18 protein-coding genes and 2 rRNA genes are annotated in these 18,930 nt (G+C 44.3%); 2 read left to right on the top strand and 18 right to left on the bottom strand.

Going from position 1 to position 18,930, the window contains the following annotated elements; translation table 11 throughout:
* Positions 1-4: 4 nt before the first annotated feature.
* A complete protein-coding gene (locus tag ACMXYV_RS13745; protein WP_415889036.1) occupies positions 5-1,180 on the top strand; it encodes a mandelate racemase/muconate lactonizing enzyme family protein in 1,176 nt (391 codons plus the stop codon).
* A gap of 60 nt (positions 1,181-1,240) precedes the next feature.
* On the opposite strand, the gene ACMXYV_RS13750 is transcribed toward ACMXYV_RS13745, so the two are convergent.
* From ACMXYV_RS13750 to rpoE, 14 genes are all read right to left on the bottom strand, one after another.
* A complete protein-coding gene (locus ACMXYV_RS13750; protein WP_415889037.1) occupies positions 1,241-2,092 on the bottom strand; it encodes an amidohydrolase family protein in 852 nt (283 codons plus the stop codon).
* 40 nt (positions 2,093-2,132) lie between these two features.
* Positions 2,133-2,861 carry an SDR family NAD(P)-dependent oxidoreductase gene (locus tag ACMXYV_RS13755; protein WP_415889038.1) on the bottom strand — a complete coding sequence of 243 codons (729 nt, stop codon included), beginning with the start codon at positions 2,859-2,861 and terminating at the stop codon, positions 2,133-2,135.
* Positions 2,862-2,869: 8 nt separating this feature from the next.
* Positions 2,870-3,244, bottom strand: a complete 375-nt coding sequence (acpS, locus tag ACMXYV_RS13760; RefSeq protein ID WP_415889039.1) for a holo-ACP synthase — start codon at positions 3,242-3,244, stop codon at positions 2,870-2,872.
* Positions 3,241-4,011: a pyridoxine 5'-phosphate synthase gene (gene pdxJ / locus ACMXYV_RS13765; protein ID WP_415891448.1), complete on the bottom strand. Its 771-nt coding sequence runs from the start codon at positions 4,009-4,011 to the stop codon at positions 3,241-3,243. The genes acpS and pdxJ overlap by 4 nt, the downstream gene beginning before the upstream one ends.
* A 13-nt stretch (positions 4,012-4,024) precedes the next feature.
* Positions 4,025-4,714: a DNA repair protein RecO gene (gene recO / locus ACMXYV_RS13770; RefSeq protein WP_415889040.1), complete on the bottom strand. Its 690-nt coding sequence runs from the start codon at positions 4,712-4,714 to the stop codon at positions 4,025-4,027.
* Between the two features lie 6 nt (positions 4,715-4,720).
* Complete coding sequence (era, locus tag ACMXYV_RS13775; RefSeq protein WP_415889041.1) at positions 4,721-5,656, bottom strand: GTPase Era; 936 nt, start codon at positions 5,654-5,656, stop codon at positions 4,721-4,723.
* Between the two features lie 2 nt (positions 5,657-5,658).
* Positions 5,659-6,339 (bottom strand): ribonuclease III, encoded by a 681-nt coding sequence (gene rnc, locus ACMXYV_RS13780; RefSeq protein WP_415889042.1) that lies wholly within the window; start codon positions 6,337-6,339, stop codon positions 5,659-5,661.
* Positions 6,336-6,710 (bottom strand): DUF4845 domain-containing protein, encoded by a 375-nt coding sequence (locus ACMXYV_RS13785; protein WP_415889043.1) that lies wholly within the window; start codon positions 6,708-6,710, stop codon positions 6,336-6,338. The genes rnc and ACMXYV_RS13785 overlap by 4 nt, the downstream gene beginning before the upstream one ends.
* A gap of 11 nt (positions 6,711-6,721) precedes the next feature.
* Entirely contained in the window at positions 6,722-7,534 is an 813-nt protein-coding gene (gene lepB, locus ACMXYV_RS13790) for a signal peptidase I (protein ID WP_415889044.1), read from the bottom strand.
* 22 nt (positions 7,535-7,556) lie between these two features.
* Positions 7,557-9,356: a translation elongation factor 4 gene (lepA, locus tag ACMXYV_RS13795; RefSeq protein WP_415889045.1), complete on the bottom strand. Its 1,800-nt coding sequence runs from the start codon at positions 9,354-9,356 to the stop codon at positions 7,557-7,559.
* Positions 9,357-9,466: 110 nt separating this feature from the next.
* A complete protein-coding gene (locus tag ACMXYV_RS13800) occupies positions 9,467-10,873 on the bottom strand; it encodes a DegQ family serine endoprotease (RefSeq protein WP_415889046.1) in 1,407 nt (468 codons plus the stop codon).
* Positions 10,874-10,906: 33 nt separating this feature from the next.
* A complete protein-coding gene (locus ACMXYV_RS13805; RefSeq protein WP_415889047.1) occupies positions 10,907-11,341 on the bottom strand; it encodes a SoxR reducing system RseC family protein in 435 nt (144 codons plus the stop codon).
* Positions 11,338-12,165: a MucB/RseB C-terminal domain-containing protein gene (locus tag ACMXYV_RS13810; protein WP_415889048.1), complete on the bottom strand. Its 828-nt coding sequence runs from the start codon at positions 12,163-12,165 to the stop codon at positions 11,338-11,340. The genes ACMXYV_RS13805 and ACMXYV_RS13810 overlap by 4 nt, the downstream gene beginning before the upstream one ends.
* 29 nt (positions 12,166-12,194) lie before the next feature.
* Positions 12,195-12,776, bottom strand: a complete 582-nt coding sequence (gene rpoE / locus ACMXYV_RS13815; protein WP_415889049.1) for an RNA polymerase sigma factor RpoE — start codon at positions 12,774-12,776, stop codon at positions 12,195-12,197.
* A 280-nt stretch (positions 12,777-13,056) separates the two neighbouring features.
* On the opposite strand from rpoE, the gene nadB reads away from it, so the two are divergent.
* Positions 13,057-14,652 (top strand): L-aspartate oxidase, encoded by a 1,596-nt coding sequence (gene nadB / locus ACMXYV_RS13820; protein ID WP_415889050.1) that lies wholly within the window; start codon positions 13,057-13,059, stop codon positions 14,650-14,652.
* Here nadB and ACMXYV_RS13825 read toward each other — a convergent pair.
* The 4 genes from ACMXYV_RS13825 to ACMXYV_RS13840 form a co-directional block, all read right to left on the bottom strand.
* Complete coding sequence (locus tag ACMXYV_RS13825; protein ID WP_415889051.1) at positions 14,633-15,088, bottom strand: protein YgfX; 456 nt, start codon at positions 15,086-15,088, stop codon at positions 14,633-14,635. The two genes, nadB and ACMXYV_RS13825, sit on opposite strands and share 20 nt — an antisense overlap.
* Positions 15,072-15,326 carry a succinate dehydrogenase assembly factor 2 gene (locus ACMXYV_RS13830; RefSeq protein ID WP_415889052.1) on the bottom strand — a complete coding sequence of 85 codons (255 nt, stop codon included), beginning with the start codon at positions 15,324-15,326 and terminating at the stop codon, positions 15,072-15,074. Before ACMXYV_RS13830 ends, ACMXYV_RS13825 begins: the two co-directional genes overlap by 17 nt.
* Positions 15,327-15,772: 446 nt before the next feature.
* Positions 15,773-15,888, bottom strand: a 5S ribosomal RNA gene (gene rrf / locus ACMXYV_RS13835).
* A gap of 142 nt (positions 15,889-16,030) precedes the next feature.
* Positions 16,031-18,918, bottom strand: a 23S ribosomal RNA gene (locus ACMXYV_RS13840).
* Between the last annotated feature and the right edge of the window lie 12 nt (positions 18,919-18,930).

Genomic DNA, 18,930 nt, shown 5'->3' on the forward strand with positions numbered 1-18,930 from the left:
CATAATGAAAATAAATCGCGTAGAAATTTTTGATATCCACTGCCCGGAACGCCCTGTTTGGAATCCGGTATTTGTTCGTGTGCATACTGATGAAGGCATCAGCGGTGTAGGGGAAGCTGGCTTAGCTTACGACCTAGGGCATAGCGCTGCAGCTCATATGATTAAAGAATTTGCAGAAGAAATGCTAATAGGCCGCGACCCTTTCCAAACTGAAGATCTTTGGAACCTAATGCTACGTGGTAGTTTTTGGGGATTAGGTGGTGGCCCGATTATCTATTCCGCAATGAGTGCTATCGATACTGCGCTTTGGGATATTAAAGGCAAAGCTTTAGGACTACCTGTTTACCAGCTGCTGGGCGGCAAAGTTAACGATAAACTTCGCACCTATGCTAGCCAACTTCAATTTGACTGGGACTCTGAGTTTAAAGCGCTAACAGATCCAGAAGATTACGCAAAAGCTACTGAAAAAGCGCTTGCAGAAGGTTACGACGCGGTAAAAGTCGATCCGATCATGTACAACGAGAAAGGTGAAACCTTCTTCGATCGTACCAAGCTCTTTACTAACAAAGAGATGAAGATGTTCCGCGACCGCTTGATGGCTATCCGCGAAACCATGGGTGATGACGGTGATATAATTTTTGAATGTCACAGTTTGCCAGGCGCATCAACCGCAATCCAATTAGGTGAGCTGGTCGAAGAAGCTCGCTGCATGTACTTCGAAGAGCCAGTAAATTATCTAAACTCAGAGCTACATAAACGCGTAGCCGACAAAGTTAATGTACCCATTGCCGGTGGTGAACGCTTATATAACCGCTGGGGTGTACGCCCTTATTTAGAAGATCAAAGTCTGGATGTACTACAACCAGATATCGGTTTATGTGGTGGATTCACTGAAACTAAGAAAGTGTGTGATTACGCTGATGTTTACGACGTTCGCATTCAGGCTCACGTTTGTGGTGGTCCAGTAGCGACAGCTGCATCTCTACATCTGGAAACAGCAATTCCAAACTTCTTAATCCATGAACACCACACCTATGCGATTAAGCAATGGAACCGTGAACTTTGTATTCAAGATCCACAACCTGTAGATGGTTTCTTCCAAGTATCAGAAGAGCCCGGCATTGGTATCGAATTGAACGATGAAGTAGTAATGCGCTCTCCACGTATTGAAGTTAAGTAATTTTCCATTCAATACAAAAAGGGCGCTATATTTAGCGCCCTTTTTAATTTTGTAATCATATTAATCAATATCTAACTGATAGATACGCTTCGCATTTTCAAATATCAGCATATCCTTTTCAAACCCCTTCCACTTCATCTCTTTGAGATACCGTTGCCACACTTCAGCATAGGTGCAAGTCAATTCAGAAACAGGGAAATTACTCGCTAACATCACGCGCGTAAGCCCAAACTGCCTAATGGCAAAACTTATAATCGGTTTAGCTTGTTCCGCACTCCAATCACGATTAAACATCTCCCAGCCAGAACACTTGATAGAACACTCAGGATGATGGGCTAGCCGAGTAATAGAATGCATCCATTGCTCATTTAGTTGTAAAGGAGAGCCACAATGATTAATCACGACTTTCAGATTTGGCAACTGCTGCATTACATCAGCAAGTGCACAAGACGCACCTTGATCTGGTAAAGATAGTTGAGCTTCAAAAATCAGCTGATTATCCGACAGCATTTCAAGGCGTTTTATCACATTCGGATCGGACAACACAGCTTGAGCTGCATTATCTAAGATATATCTCACACCAACTAATGACGAAAATTCTTTAAGCTTTTCAAGATGTTCACCAAAACTATCGGAAGTCAGGTCTAGATAAGCTATGGACCGGAAAGGTAATTCACAGTGGCTCTCAAGCCACTCAAGTTCTCGCCATGGAGACGAATTATCAAAGCCCGCCTCTATATGAACAAAACCAACAATATCTGCTGAGCCGGATTGACTTAAATCGCTTTCATTAAAACTGCGTCTAATTTTATTTTTATCAGACCATTCAGGCGCGTGCCCTTCTTGCAACCAGCGATAATCTCCTTCTTCAAGATTAAATAGGTGCAGATGCGGGTCTATAACTCTACTCATATACCGCCTTTAGATCGCAAGTTTCACTTCTACAGTTGAATTACTGGGTTGTATACCCGCCATCAATTACCTGCAAACTACCGGTAATAAAACGAGCTTCATCACCAATCAACAATGCAACAAGCGCAGCAACCTCTTCAGGCTGACCAATTCGCCCTAATGGCTGCAAAGCTGCTTCTTCTTGATGTACAACACTTTTTTCACTTCCGCTCCGTTCACAATAGCGGTCAATCGCATTGTGGTAAAGCGGTGTTTCTATCGTTCCTGGGCAAACAGCATTAGCTCGAATACCAAAAGAGGCATAATCTAATGCCGTAGTCTTAGCCATTGAAGCTAAAGCAGCTTTACTCATGTTATAAGCAAAAGAGTTTCTTTTAGCTATCACTGACTGATCGGAGCCTAATAAAACGATTGAGCCTGCTCCCTGCTCTCGCATTTTAGGAAGTACTGACTGTAAAAGGAAATACGCACCTTTTACATTAATGGCCATCACTCGATCAAAGTCCGCTTCCGAGGTGTCCTCTAAGTTTGCAGAAAAATGCACTCCTGCATTGGATACAACACCATCAATCTTGCCAGATTCCTTGATGACCTGATCAATAGCTTGTGCAATCTGGGTAGAATCAGTCATATCACATTGAATAAATTCACCGATGTCGGATTCATTCAAATCTAAATTATAAACCTTGTAGCCACCATCTAATAATCGCTCAACGACCGCTCGACCTATACCAACAGAACCACCTGTAACTACACAAACCTTAGTCATAGAACTCTTTAACCCTCGGCAACAACAAAAGCAACGATGTAATCTTTCTCGTCACTGTAACTTAGATGCATACTTTTTATACCGATTGATTCAGCCCGCTTCAGCGCGCCATCCGATAAACTCACCTCAGGGCGACCATATTCATTTTTACAAATTTCAATATGCTGCCAACTCACCCCATGGCCAATCCCCGTACCTAATGCTTTTGTAACAGCTTCCTTTGCACTGAATCGCTTAGCCAAGAACAACGGCTTGTTCTTAGCAGATTGAAACTGCAAAAGTTCAACAGGAGATAAAATACGATTTGCCAATGAAGGAGTTCTTGATAAAGATTTATCTATTCGAGAAATTTCTAAAATATCGGTACCAATTCCAAGAATCATCGCGCTATTTTATCTCTTTGCGGCTGAATTCGAGCTTGAGCTTGAAGCATCTGTTGCTTTATTTCAGATACTGCTTCTTTTAAACCGACAAATAAAGCACGAGCAATAATACCGTGCCCAATATTTAGTTCGTTCATTTCAGGAATTTCAGCGATCTGCTCAACATTATGATAATGCAAACCATGACCGGCGTTTACAATCAGGCCTTTTTGATAAGCATAGGCAGCCGCTTCACGGATGCGCTTCAGCTCTTCAGTCTGTTCTACAGCAGATTCGGCTTCAGCATAAGCGCCTGTGTGCAATTCAATCACCGGAGCCCCACAACGAATAGTAGCGTCGATCTGTGCGGGCTCTGGATCAATAAATAGAGAGACTTCAATACCAGCTGCCGCTAAACGATCACAAGCTTCTTTTACCCGCTCTTCTTGGCCTGCGACATCCAAACCGCCTTCGGTTGTCAGCTCTTCTCGCTTTTCTGGAACTAAACAGCAATGAGCAGGCTTTACATCTTCTGCAATGGCAACCATCTCTTCAGTAACAGCCATCTCGAAGTTCATACGTGTCTGTAATGTCTCTTTAAGCAGATAAACATCACGATCTTGAATATGGCGGCGATCTTCTCGTAGATGAATTGTAATACCATCGGCGCCGGCTTCTTCAGCTAGCGCAGCAGCTTGAACGGTATCGGGGTAGCGTGTACCACGCGCTTGGCGAATCGTAGCTACATGGTCAATATTGACCCCTAATAACAAACGGGATGGTTCAATCACACCACTTTCCTCACATTTTTTGAAATAGCTCTCGGCTACGCAAGGGCTTATGCCCCAAAGCTCGATCAATTAAATTCCGCATCAACCGCTTAGCGGCTCTGCGAACTTGAATATCTGAATAGTCGTCAACAGCAATTGCTGACAACTGCCAACCATAAAAGCACGACGCCTTATTTTTATCTGTTACTGCGCCAACAGGAACAAAGCCTTGTTCAGAATTAAAACAATAAACTGAATCTGCACATTCTTGTTCAAGTCTCGGTAAAACTCCAAGTTCATCAAGCAAACGATGCTCAAAGGTGCGCAGTGCCCCCTCAATATCTTCTCCAGATACTAACTCATTTAAAACATACTGATAATAAACATAGAGCTTCGGGAGACTATCAAATGGCTGCAGCAAACGCTCTAACAACTCATTGACGTAAAGACCACAAAGAAGCGCATCGCCATTCAAAAACAGCATAGCAGCAACGGGCTCGGCTTGAGTTAAAGTTTTAAGGTCATTACGCCCACGCCAGGTAATTTGAATGGGAACAAAAGGCTGTACTGATGCGCGTAGTTTAGACTTGGGCCTACGCGCGCCCTGAACAACAGCTGAGACTTTACCATGTTCTAGTGTGAAGAAATCAACGATAAGACTGGTATCACGATAAGGGCGGCTATGGAGGACATAAGCCGCCTGCGGATCAGAATGACTCATACTCTATTAGGTATTGTCATAACCCAAACTGCGTAATGCTCTTTCATCATCCGCCCAACCACGACGAACTTTAACCCATAGGTTAAGCATTACTTTAGCATCAAACATACGTTCCATATCCATGCGAGCATCACGACCAACTGTTTTGATTCGTGAACCTTTATCACCGATAACAATTCGCTTCTGACCATCTCGCTCTACAAGGATCAGAGCACTAACATGGAGAACACCGTTTTTGGCGTATTTAAACTCTTCGATCTCTACTGTCGTACCGTAAGGGATCTCATCGCCTAAGTTACGCATCAGCTTTTCACGAACCATTTCCGCAGCCATAAAGCGAGAGCTTTTATCTGTTAACTGGTCTTCAGGGAAGTGGTGCATACCTTCAGGAATATGTTTTGCTATAAGCTCTTCAAGTTGCTCTACGTTATGTCCATCTTTGGCTGAAAGTGGAATCATTTCAGCAAAATTCATACGCTCAGAATGCGTCTGCATTTGAGGTAATAATGCAGTTTTGTCTTTAAGTTGATCGACTTTATTTACAGCTAAGATAACTGGACAACGAGCATGCTTAACCTTGTCCAGTACCATCTGGTCTTCTTCAGTCCAAGCGGTACGGTCAACAATAAAAACAACGACATCAACATCACGTAATGCATCGGATGCAGCTTTGTTCATATACCGGTTTAAAGCTTTTTTACCATCATCTTTATGTAAACCAGGAGTATCCACATAAACGATCTGTAGGTCATCTTCCGTTTTGATACCCATAATCTGATGACGAGTTGTCTGAGGCTTACGTGAAGTAATACTCAGCTTCTGTCCCAATATGTGGTTCATTAATGTGGATTTACCGACGTTTGGACGACCCACAATTGCTACAAAGCCACATTTTTGATCTGGATTTCGCGGCTCCAGCAGGTGCATTAAATCTTCAGCCATAACTATTTCTCCACCTGCAATTCTATGAGTGCATGTTTTGCTGCTTCTTGTTCAGCTTGACGACGACTACTACCAATGCCTTTTGCAGGCTTAGTTAAACCAGTCACTGTGCAATCAATATAAAAGGTTTGATCATGTGCTTCGCCTTCTACATTGATTAACTCATAAGTAGGCAAAGCTAAACGACGAGATTGCAAAAACTCCTGCAAGCGCGTTTTCGAGTCTTTCAGAGTCTCATTCAGGTCTAATTTTTCTAAACGTGCTTTAAACCAAGAAAGAATAAATCCACGGGCTGTTTCCATATCGGAATCAAGATAGATCGCACCGATAATAGCTTCAACAGCATCAGCTAGGATTGAATCTCTACGGAAACCACCACTCTTAAGTTCACCACTACCCAAGCGCAAGTAATCGCCCAAACCTAGCTCACGTGCCACTTCAGACAACGTAACACCTTTAACCATACGTGCACGCAAACGGCTTAACTCGCCTTCTTTTGCTTGCGGAAATCGCGCAAATAAATCATCTGCAATCACAAAGTTCAAAATAGAATCGCCTAGAAATTCTAGGCGTTCATTATTCTTCTTACCGCAACTACGATGCGTGAGTGCCAATTCAAATAATGATTCATCGGCAAATGGGTGCCCTATACGACGGGCTAAATCGGATACAGGTTTAATCAAGGGGCTTCTGCTTCATATTCTTTGACAAAAAACACAACCGCATCGACATTTTTAAACATAGGAACACGTACTTCATAATCAAGTGTTGCTGTGATTAATCCGTCTTTTTCAACGATTGTCAGACCATCCTTTGGAATTTTCACTTGGTTAATCACTAATTTTTTAGTAATACCAACACGTAAAACCCGCGGACCTTTTGCAAGCTCTTCAGGGTCATTCATGGCATCAGCCACTACGGAATCTATAGTTTTGTTATCCACATAAGCGGGGAACAATTTAAAAGCTATAGAAAAGAGGAAACCCACAACGATCAACACTATAAGTATCGAGAATATTGACGCACCTGCTTGTTGCTTAAGAGTAGATCTCATAAGAGCCTCCATTACTCAATCACACGAACATCACCAAACGACGGTATACTTAAAAAGGTAGGCCAATGCATCCAAACTGCAAATGCCTTACCGACAAGAAGGTCTTCAGATACAAAGCCCCAGCTGCGACTATCATTACTATTATCGCGGTTATCGCCAACCATAAAGTAATGACCTTCAGGCACAGTCCACTCCATATTCTGAGCGGGTCTGCGAACATCTCTATACATTTGATGTTCTACACCATCTAAATTTTCATTAATTAACAGGCGTTGTGGATTCTGCGGTGGTAACTGAGCCAATAACTGTTGGGGTTGCTCTTTACCGTTGATAAACAAATTCTTGTTTTGATAACGAATCACATCGCCCGGAAGCCCCACTACTCTCTTAATATAGTTAATAGATGGTTTTTCAGGGAATTTAAATACAACTACATCACCACGTTCAGGATCATTAATCTCAATAAATTTGGTATTCAGAACAGGTAAACGCAACCCATAATGAAATTTATTGACCAAGATAAAGTCACCTATTTTCAACGTCGGTAACATTGAGCCGGATGGGATTTGAAAAGGCTCTACCAAGAAAGACCTTAATATCAATACGATGAAAAGCACCGGAAACATAGACCGGCCAGTATCAACCCAACCCGATACTCGATTGATCTGTTCAATCGCTTCATCAGGAAGCTCTCCTCCTGCCTGAGCAGAAGCGGCTCTCAGCTTGTCATCCCTCTGTGGTTTCAAAGAGATTCGGTCGTAAAACCAAACGATGCCAGAGATGAAAGTTAACGCAACCAGTACTAATGCGAAATCAAAATCCATCTAACAATGCCCTTCCTGATGATTAGCTATCAACTTTAAGTACTGCAAGGAACGCATCCTGTGGGATCTCTACACTACCCACCTGTTTCATACGTTTCTTACCTTCTTTCTGCTTCTGTAGCAGTTTCTTCTTACGGCTTACGTCACCACCATAACATTTCGCTGTTACGTTCTTACGCAACGCTTTAACTGTTGTACGAGCAATGACCTTACCACCAAGAGCTGCCTGAATTGCCACATCAAACATCTGACGAGGAATAACCTCTTTCATCTTTTCACATAGCTGACGACCACGGAATTGAGCATTATCGCGATGCAAAATAACAGCTAGGGCATCGACCTTATCACCATTGATGAGAATATCCATACGCACCAATTTAGCCGGGTCAAAGCGTACGAAATTATATTCAAGAGAAGCATAACCACGACTTACAGACTTCAAACGATCAAAGAAATCTAGAACAACCTCTGCCATTGGCAATTCATAAGTAATCTGTACCTGATTACCTACATAGTTCATCTGTTTTTGAATACCACGTTTCTCAACACATAGCCCGATAACCTGTCCTAGGTAATCTTGTGGAACAAGGATATTAGCTTCAACAATTGGCTCACGCATTTCATTGATAGAGCCTGGATCAGGCAGTTTAGAAGGGCTATCGATCTGGATAACATCACCATTATTCATCTCCAACTCGTATATTACTGTTGGAGCTGTAGTGATTAAATCAAGATTGTATTCACGTTCAAGACGCTCTTGAATGATCTCCATGTGTAGCATGCCCAAGAAACCACAACGGAAGCCAAAACCAAGTGCATCTGATGTTTCTGGCTCGAAGAACAATGAAGCATCATTCAAAGTCAGTTTATCTAATGCTTCTCGGAAATCTTGATAATCATCAGAACTGGTAGGAAATAGACCAGAATAAACCTGAGGTTGTACTTTTTGGAAACCTGGAAGGCCTTCTACGTCTGGTGTCTTAACATGGGTCAGAGTATCACCCACAGGTGCACCATGAATGTCTTTAACACCGGCAACAATAAAGCCTACTTCACCTGCGTGCAAAACACCGGTCTCTTTCTGCTTAGGTGTAAAGATACCTACAGATTCAGCCTGATAGTTTTGCCCCGTAGACTTAACTAGAATTTTGTCTTTCTTACGCAGTGTACCTTGAGTCACACGTACCAAAGAGACAACGCCTAGGTAATTATCAAACCAAGAATCAATAATCAGGGCTTGTAGCGGAGCATCAACATCACCTTCAGGTGGCGGAATTTCTTTAACCAGTTGCTCAAGAACATCTTCAACGCCCATACCGCTTTTAGCAGAACACGCTACAGCATCGGTCGCATCAATACCGATAACTTCTTCAATCTCGACACGAACTCGCTCGGGTTCAGCCTGAGGCAAGTCCATTTTGTTTAAAATTGGGACAACTTCCAAACCTTGTTCGATCGCTGTATAGCAGTTGGCAACTGACTGAGCCTCTACTCCTTGCGCTGCATCAACGATCAGAAGCGCACCTTCACAAGCAGCTAGAGAACGAGACACCTCATAAGAGAAATCCACGTGGCCCGGTGTATCGATAAAGTTAAGCTGGTAAGTTTCACCATCTTGCGCTTCATAGTTCAGAGTAACACTCTGCGCTTTGATGGTAATACCGCGCTCACGTTCCAAATCCATGGAATCAAGAACCTGAGCTTCCATTTCACGGTCACTTAAGCCACCGCACATTTGGATAAAACGATCGGCCAAAGTCGACTTACCGTGGTCGATATGGGCAATAATAGAAAAATTTCGGATATTTTTAAGGTTGCTCACGTGTAGGCTACCGCTACTCTAATACTCGCTGGAAAGGCGCAAGTTTACAGCATTTGCTTAAACTGGGCTACGAAAAAGGGGGCCTTAGCCCCCTTAGAATTTTATACCACTTAATCCGTTACTCGTAATGGAATAAATAACGGGCTTCCCCGCCGAACAATCCGCATCGGAACAGACTTTCCAGAGGTTATACCTGTCGATACTCGATTAAAGTCAGAAACACTAGCAATCTGTTCGCCATTCAGCATGGTTATGACGTCGCCCACCATCAAACCAGCATCTGAACCCGGCCCTTGTAATACTTTACGAACGACAACGCCTTTATTAACTTGCCATTTTTCTTTGCGTTTTTGGTCAAGTTCTGACACCTGAATATTAAGGCGATTGCCTTTATCCGTTTTAGGCTTAAGAACATTAGTTTTAGCAAGTTCATTCTGTGTTGGTAATGCTTCAATTTCGATCTTAATCGTCATTTGACGACCGGCGCGCATAACTGAAACCTTAGCTTTCTTACCAGGTTTCACACGACCGACATGATGAGGAAGATCTGAAGATCGAATAATATCTGCGCCTTCAAATTTCAGAATAATATCGCCCTCTAAAAGACCGAATTTTTCTGCAGGACTATCAGGCAACACTTTTGCTACTAAAGCGCCTGCTGGTTTATCTAAGCCGAATGATTCAGCAAGATCGCGATTGACCTCTTGAATAATTACCCCAAGCCAACCGCGGGTCACATAACCATGCTTTTTCAATTGATCAGCAACATCCATTGCGACATCAATAGGAATAGCAAAGGACAGCCCCATAAAACCACCGGAACGGGTGTAAATTTGAGAGTTAATCCCGACAACTTCACCCTCCAGATTAAATAACGGACCTCCGGAATTACCTGGATTAATGGCTACATCAGTTTGAATAAAGGGTACATAAGTATCACCCGCTAATGCACGTTCTTTGGCACTGACAATGCCCGCGGTCACACTATGATCAAAACCAAATGGTGAGCCTATCGCAAGCACCCACTCACCAACATCAAGTGCTTTAGATTCTCCAAGCTCAACTGTCGGTAGATTTTCAGCGTCGATTTTCAATAAAGCAACATCAGAGCGCTCATCAGAACCGATAACTTCGGCCTCCAACTCCCTTCTGTCAGCTAGACGAACAATCACCTGATCAGCTTCAGCAATCACATGATGGTTTGTTAATAGGTAACCATCTTCAGAAATAATGAAACCAGAGCCTAAAGATTGAGGTGCTCTGCGACGAGGACGCTCACCCTGATCAAATTCAGGCATGCGGAAGAAATGACGAAAGATCTCTGGAATTTCTTCCCCATTAGGCCCTTGAAATGGGTGCGACTGGCCCTGACGCGGATTCTTTTGAACAGTACTTATATTAACTACAGCAGGTGATGCCTCTTTTACCAACGATTTAAAATCGGGCAAGCTGGCGGCATGGAGCGGCAGAGCAATAAGAAAAAAAATTGCGACAATGAATTTTGATATAGATTTCATAAAACAAACACCTATGTCTATCAAAAAACGGGGTTAGATAACTTTAATTAGCGTAGGTTGATATTGGCAGGAACTAAAGAAAGCGGAACTACTAAAGTGAACAAAAACAAACCCAGCGATCAGAGAAATAAAGGCAGATGCGATAACGACTAGCTCATCTCCCCAGATAAAATCTCCGATTACAGCTCCAAGGAACAGCGCTATCAATGGCAACAAATACATAAAGACTGTTGCTTTGATAAACGCTCCCTCTTCTATACCTAAAAGCACACTATCGTCAGCTTTGACATGAAGAGATGTCGGGTTATTAACGAGAAAAATAAAACGTTTCTCTTGTCCTGCCTGCACCAACAGCTTTTGCCCACAACCATTTCTAGCAGCACAACTAGCACAAGCGCTCTGGCGCATGGTTTCAACCCATACGCCTTGCTCATTGACCTCTACAACTTTCCCGCTTTCTTCAATCATTTACGTTCTACTGAAGCGGCAATACGTTCCGCAATCATTAGAGGAACATCTCCAACGACTGTTACAAATTGATCACCAATACGTTTACCGACAGTAACCATGCCGTCTGACTGAACAGCACCTTCAGGAACAGACTGACGACCATACTTCTCAACACAAACCGTAAATGAATGACGTCCATTGCTGAACATTTGTACTTCTGCATGCGCCATCACATCTCTACGTTTCCCCGAAAAGCCTTCTGGCAACCATGTAGCTTCCCAACCTGATTCTTGGTGTGAAAGCATATGTTTATGTTGAGACACATAACGTTCTACACCTTCAGATAAACGAATAATTTCAGGCTCTTGCCCCTGTGATGAAATCATCGAACGGTTACCAAATTGCGCTCTGACTAGATCATCGGAAACTGAATTTCCCGGTAGAACATAATTCGGGCGATTATCAACAATCGTATCATTCTCAGGCAGATTGTAGGTTTGGGCCCCCAAGATAACCATTGCCGTCACAGAAGCCGCAGCAGTCATGCTGGCAAGAGGTTTCCAAAAAGAACTACCTTTAGCGTCGGACTTAACTTCTGATGTAGCAGCCTCAACTTCCAAATCAGGCTCTTGTTCCAGAGCCTGCATAACCTGACCACTGATATCAAAGCTACTCAATTCAGCTTCTTCATGTTTCATAACTGAACGAACTAAATGATATCGCTGCCATTGCTCAGCCAATTCTGGCTCCTGCTCTATGCGATCAAGAGTACGTCGTAACTCAAAGTCTGCGACTTCGCCATCCATCAATGCCGAAACAGATTCTGTAGATAGATCATCCATAGAATTTACCTCAATTTACCTTTGCAGGATCAGCTCGCTAAAAGCGGCATAATTTCTTTATCAATTGCTTCACGTGCTCTAAAAATACGTGACCTCACAGTTCCTACAGGGCAATCCATAACCCCTGCTATCTCTTCATAACTCATGCCTTCAAACTCTCTGAGTGTTAATGCCACCCGTAAGTCTTCAGGCAGTTTATTCAGAGTTTTCCGAATCACTGATTCAAGCTCGTCCTTGTACAATTTGTTTTCCGGTGTCTCAATATCTTTCAAAGCATTATCACCTTCAAAGAATTGCGCATCATCAACATCTACATCAGCAGGGCGCCTGCCACGAGCAACAAGGTGATTTTTGGCTGTATTGATAGCAATTCTGTATAGCCATGTATAGAAAGCACTATCACCGCGAAATTTTGGTATCGCTCTATAAGCCTTAATGAAAGTTTCTTGCGCCACGTCCAATGCTTCATGTTGGTCGTAAACGTACCGACCAATCAACGCAACAATTTTATGTTGGTATTTTTTAACCAGAAGATCGAAAGCACGCTTATCGCCCGCTTTTACCCGTTCGACTAACTTTTGATCGACTGCTGTCTGACTTTCACTCGACACTCAATATTCCTTAAACTGTCCTTAATACCTATCTCTATAAATATAGAAGCTAAAGCAGCAATAACTTTCAACTAATACAACATATTACCTCATCAGAGTGCCGGAACACTTCTATGAGCATTCAAAACGGCTTAAGTTCCCTATGACCAAAAAAAAATGCTAAATTGTTATGCAATTCAAATGAAACACATCGAATAAGCTAGTTTTAACCTCGAACTTACCACTAAAATAAGCACTCAATTTTACAAGCCAAGAACCCTCTAGTTAAGAAGAGCACAGCATGACGCAACACTATCACTACGACGCTTTAATTATTGGCAGTGGCGCTGCTGGACTCAGCATGGCCCTCCACTTAGCTCAAAATGCGCGTGTTGCAGTTCTTAGTAAAAGAGAACTTAAGAGTGGTTCAACATGGCTAGCTCAAGGCGGTATTGCAGCTGTTCTCGATACTGAAGATAGCACACAAGCACATATCGAAGACACTATGTCTGCTGGCGGAAACCTAAGCCATAAAGACGCTGTAGAATTTACAGTAGAGCACGGCAAAGAAAGCATTGACTGGTTAATAGAACAAGGTGTTCCTTTCACTCAAGATAGTGACGACTACCATCTAACCAAAGAAGGCGGCCACTCTCATCGCCGCATCATCCATTCTGCAGACGCAACAGGAAAAGCGCTTCAGCAGACATTGATAGAGAAAGCCAAAGCCTCTGAAAATATAGATCTATTCGAACACCATATTGCTGTAGACCTTATTACGCGAAAGAAACTAGGATTAGCACATAACCGTTGCGTGGGCGCGTACATCCTTAATGATGAAACAGGGCACGTAGAGGTATTTCAAGCTCCCCATGTTGTGCTGGCTACAGGTGGTGCATCAAAGGCCTATCTATACACAAGCAATTCAGATGGCGCCACAGGTGACGGAATTGCCATGGCTTGGCGTGCAGGTTGCCGTGTAGGAAATATGGAATTTAATCAGTTCCATCCGACCTGCCTCTATCACCCGCAAGCAAAATCCTTTTTGATTACCGAAGCTGTTCGAGGCGAAGGTGGCAAGTTATTGCTTCCAGACGGTCAACCATTCATGCATAACTTCGATAAGCGAGGCGAATTAGCACCCCGAGATATCGTTGCTCGCGCAATCGATCATGAGATGAAAAGGCTAGGTAGCGACTGCTTATTTTTAGATATCAGCCACAAATCTAAAGAATTTATTAAATCTCATTTCCCAACCATCTATAAGCGCTGTAAAAGCTTAGGCATCGACATCACTAAAGAACCAATTCCAGTTGTACCTGCTGCCCACTACACATGTGGTGGAGTCGTGACAGACGAAAAAGGCCGCTCGGATATACCAGGGCTTTATGCCATTGGCGAAACCTCGTTTACGGGACTTCATGGCGCTAATCGATTAGCTAGCAACTCTCTTCTAGAATGCCTAGTGTATGCCAAATCCGCTTCAGACGATGTCGTTCAATCACTAACCGCACCTTTGGACGAATCAATTATTCCAGCGTGGGATGAATCCCAAGTAACTAACTCAGATGAAGATGTAATCATTTCCCACAACTGGGATGAGATACGTCGTTTTATGTGGGACTACGTAGGCATCGTTAGAACGACTAAGCGACTACAAAGAGCTAAGCATCGCATAGATCTTCTGCAGCAAGAGATCAGCGAATATTACAGTAACTACAAAATTAGTAACGACCTACTAGAGCTTCGTAACTTAGCTGTCGTTGCAGATTTGATTATTCGCTCCGCAATGTTAAGGCAGGAAAGTCGCGGACTTCATTACACACTCGACTTCCCAGAACAAGGTCCTGAAGCATTAGATACGATCTTAACCCCAATCAACTTCCACTGGAATTAAGGTTATTGAGTGGACTATATAGCAATAGAACCCGCAGCCTTCTAAATGCATTTTCATCGAAACTCTGACGCATAATAACAACAGGAATTGAATACAAGCGGCAGTCGGTTTTGCACAACATGACAATCACAAATGGAGTGATCACCTTTTGTTTTATGCGAGTCACATCAATCCGTTGCTTGTTTTTTTGTAGCAACGAAATTGCACCGTTTTCTCCATTCCAAGTGATGCCAATAATGGATAGAGGAAATGTCAAAAGCACTCTTTCATTTAAATAAAAAAGAAAACTACAAAGAAGTGCTATTGTAGCTAGACCTGCGATGTGTGATGGAATTGCAGCGTAAAAAAGTGCGAAGCATGCACAAAGATGCACCCCACAATAGATAACAAGTAGGGTACAAGAAGGGGAAATAGGCTCGTTACTTAGGCTGAACACGCTCCAGAATAATCCTTACAATCCTTTGCAAGTCAGGATCAGTTGGCACTTCGCGCTCCATAAGCCAAACAAATAGATCCTGATCTTCTTCATCTAATAACTTAACAAAGCGATCTTGATCTGCTTCATCTAAGTCTGCAAACGCCTCTTCTACAAACGGAACAAAAAGAACATCAAGTTCCAACATACCACGTCGACTCTGCCACTTAAGGCGACGAACATCATCTTCAGTATACATCTATCAATTTTTCCTTAGAGGTTTCGCATTGCGCGCTAAGCATACCAGAAATAAGGATCAAGGCACTAGCGACAAGAGTCTATAGCCAGCACTAGTTGCTAGTTGCTAGTTGCTAGTTGCTAGTTGCTAGTTGCTAGTTGCTAGTTGCTAGTTGCTAGTTGCTAGTTGGGGAGTGTGTTGTGTTTCGATGACCACATAAAGCAAAAACCCCTGACCGTTTCCGATCAGGGGTTCTTTAATTAAATGCTTGGCGATGACCTACAATAAGTTGAAAGCTACGCTTCCACTCGCTTCGCGACGCCTTTGGCGCTTCAACCTGGCACCTAACGGTGCATCGGTTGTTGTCATGCCCTCTGGGTACACATGCCCATGTTCGAGTAGGCATCCTAACAATCAAGCATAAAAAAAGGCCCATCCAATGGATGAGCCTTCTTTTAGAATTAAATGCTTGGCGATGACCTACTCTCACATGGGGAAGCCCCACACTACCATCGGCGATGTTGCGTTTCACGTCTGAGTTCGGGATGGATTCAGGTGGTTCCACAACTCTATGGTCGCCAAGCAAAACTGTTACAACTTAGATCTGATTCTTCTTTTATTTGATCTAGATAAGCTTTCGACTGTAGCTCTACTACGCGCTAATTCGTTACTCTCTATCGTCTTACATATCTTACAAGTCACTTGCCAAACGCCTTGGGCGTTATATGGTCAAGCCTCACGGGCAATTAGTATTGGTTAGCTCAACGCCTCACAGCGCTTCCACACCCAACCTATCAACGTCGTAGTCTTCAACGGCCCTTTAGGGGAATCAAGTTCCCAGTGAGATCTCATCTTGAAGGAGGCTTCCCGCTTAGATGCTTTCAGCGGTTATCCCGTCCGAACGTAGCTACCCGGCAATGCAATTGGCATCACAACCGGTACACCAGAGGTTCGTTCACTCCGGTCCTCTCGTACTAGGAGCAACTCTTCTCAAATCTCAAACGCCCACGGCAGATAGGGACCGAACTGTCTCACGACGTTCTAAACCCAGCTCGCGTACCACTTTAAATGGCGAACAGCCATACCCTTGGGACCGGCTTCAGCCCCAGGATGTGATGAGCCGACATCGAGGTGCCAAACACCGCCGTCGATGTGAACTCTTGGGCGGTATCAGCCTGTTATCCCCGGAGTACCTTTTATCCGTTGAGCGATGGCCCTTCCATACAGAACCACCGGATCACTAGAACCTACTTTCGTACCTGCTCGACGTGTCTGTCTCGCAGTCAAGCACCCTTCTACTCTTGCGCTCATTGCATGATTTCCGACCATGCTGAGGGTACCTTCGTGCTCCTCCGTTACTCTTTGGGAGGAGACCGCCCCAGTCAAACTACCCACCACACAATGTCCCCGATCCCGCTTAGGGAACTGGGTTAGAACCTCAACATTACCAGGCTGGTATTTCAAAGGTGGCTCCACTCTATCTGGCGACAGAGTTTCAAAGCCTCCCAGCTATTCTACACAAGTAATGTCAAAGTCCACTGTGAAGCTGTAGTAAAGGTTCACGGGGTCTTTCCGTCTAGCCGCGGGTAAACTGCATCTTAACAGCTATTTCAATTTCACTGAGTCTCGGGTGGAGACAGTGTGGCCATCGTTACGCCATTCGTGCAGGTCGGAACTTACCCGACAAGGAATTTCGCTACCTTAGGACCGTTATAGTTACGGCCGCCGTTTACCGGGGCTTCGATCAAGAGCTTCGCGCAAGCGCTAACCCCATCAATTAACCTTCCGGCACCGGGCAGGCGTCACACCCTATACGTCCTCTTTCGAGTTTGCAGAGTGCTATGTTTTTAATAAACAGTCGCAGCCACCTGGTATCTTCGACCGGCCTCAGCTTAGGGAGTAAATCCCATCACCAAAACCGGCGCACCTTCTCCCGAAGTTACGGTGCCATTTTGCCTAGTTCCTTCACCCGAGTTTTCTCATACGCCTTAGTATTCTCTACCTGACCACCTGTGTCGGTTTAGGGTACGGTTAGTCATAACCTGAAGCTTAGAGGATTTTCCTGGAAGCATGGCATCAACTACTTCAGTCCATAAAGGACCTCGTCATCGGTTCTCGGTCTTAGAAGAGTCCGGATTTACCTAAACTCTAAACCTACAACCTTAAACGCGGACAACCAACGCCGCGCTAGCCTAGCCTTCTCCGTCCCCCCATCGCAGTTATGAGCAGTACAGGAATATTAACCTGTTTCCCATCGGATACGCTCTTCAGCCTCTCCTTAGGGGCCGACTCACCCTACCTCGAATAGCGTTGGATAGGAACCCTTGGTCTTCCGGCGGGGAGGGTTTTCACCTCCCTTATCGTTACTCATGTCAGCATTCGCACTTCTGATACCTCCACGGTGCCTTACAGCTTCCGCTTCAACAGCTTACAGAACGCTCCTCTACCATGCACAAAGTGCATCCGTAGCTTCGGTGTTATGCTTAGCCCCGTTATATCTTCCGCGCGGGCCGACTCGACTAGTGAGCTATTACGCTTTCTTTAAAGGGTGGCTGCTTCTAAGCCAACCTCCTAGCTGTCTAAGCCTTCCCACATCGTTTCCCACTTAGCATAAACTTTGGGACCTTAGCTGACGGTCTGGGTTGTTTCCCTTTCCACGACGGACGTTAGCACCCGCCGTGTGTCTCCCGTGATTGAACTCATGGGTATTCGGAGTTTGCATCGGGTTGGTAAGTCGGGATGACCCCCTAGCCGAAACAGTGCTCTACCCCCCATGGTTAGACACGAGGCACTACCTAAATAGTTTTCGAGGAGAACCAGCTATCTCCGAGTTTGATTAGCCTTTCACTCCTATCCACAAGTCATCCGCTGGCTTTTCAACGACAGTCGGTTCGGTCCTCCAATGCATGTTACTGCATCTTCAACCTGCCCATGGATAGATCACTCGGTTTCGGGTCTACTCCTAGCGACTGGACGCCCTATTAAGACTCGGTTTCCCTACGGCTCCGCAAATGCTTAACCTTGCCACTAAAAGTAAGTCGCTGACCCATTATACAAAAGGTACGCAGTCACCGTCCTAAAACGGCTCCCACTGCTTGTACGTACACGGTTTCAGGGTCTATTTCACTCCCCTCACAGGGGTTCTTTTCGCCTTTCCCTCACGGTACTGGTTCACTATCGGTCAGTCAGGAGTATTTAGCCTTGGAGGATGGTCCCCCCATATTCAGACAGCGTTTCACGTGTGCCGTCCTACTCGATTTCACTTTAAAAGGTTTTTCACATACGGGGCTATCACCCACTATGGCCACACTTTCCAGAGTGTTCTGTTAAACCTAATAAAGCTTAAGGGCTAATCCCCGTTCGCTCGCCGCTACTTAGGGAATCTCGGTTGATTTCTTTTCCTCTGGGTACTTAGATGTTTCAGTTCCCCAGGTTCGCCTCTAATAACCTATGTATTCAGTTAAAAGATACCTATAAATAGGTGGGTTTCCCCATTCGGAAATGTCCGGATCAAAGCTTGTTTACCAGCTCCCCGAACCTTATCGCAGGTTACAACGTCCTTCATCGCCTCTGACTGCCAAGGCATCCACCGTGCACGCTTAGTCACTTGACCATATAACCCGAA

It is taken from the genome of Neptuniibacter sp. SY11_33 (assembly GCF_047778025.1).
Lineage (GTDB): Bacteria > Pseudomonadota > Gammaproteobacteria > Pseudomonadales > Balneatricaceae > Neptuniibacter.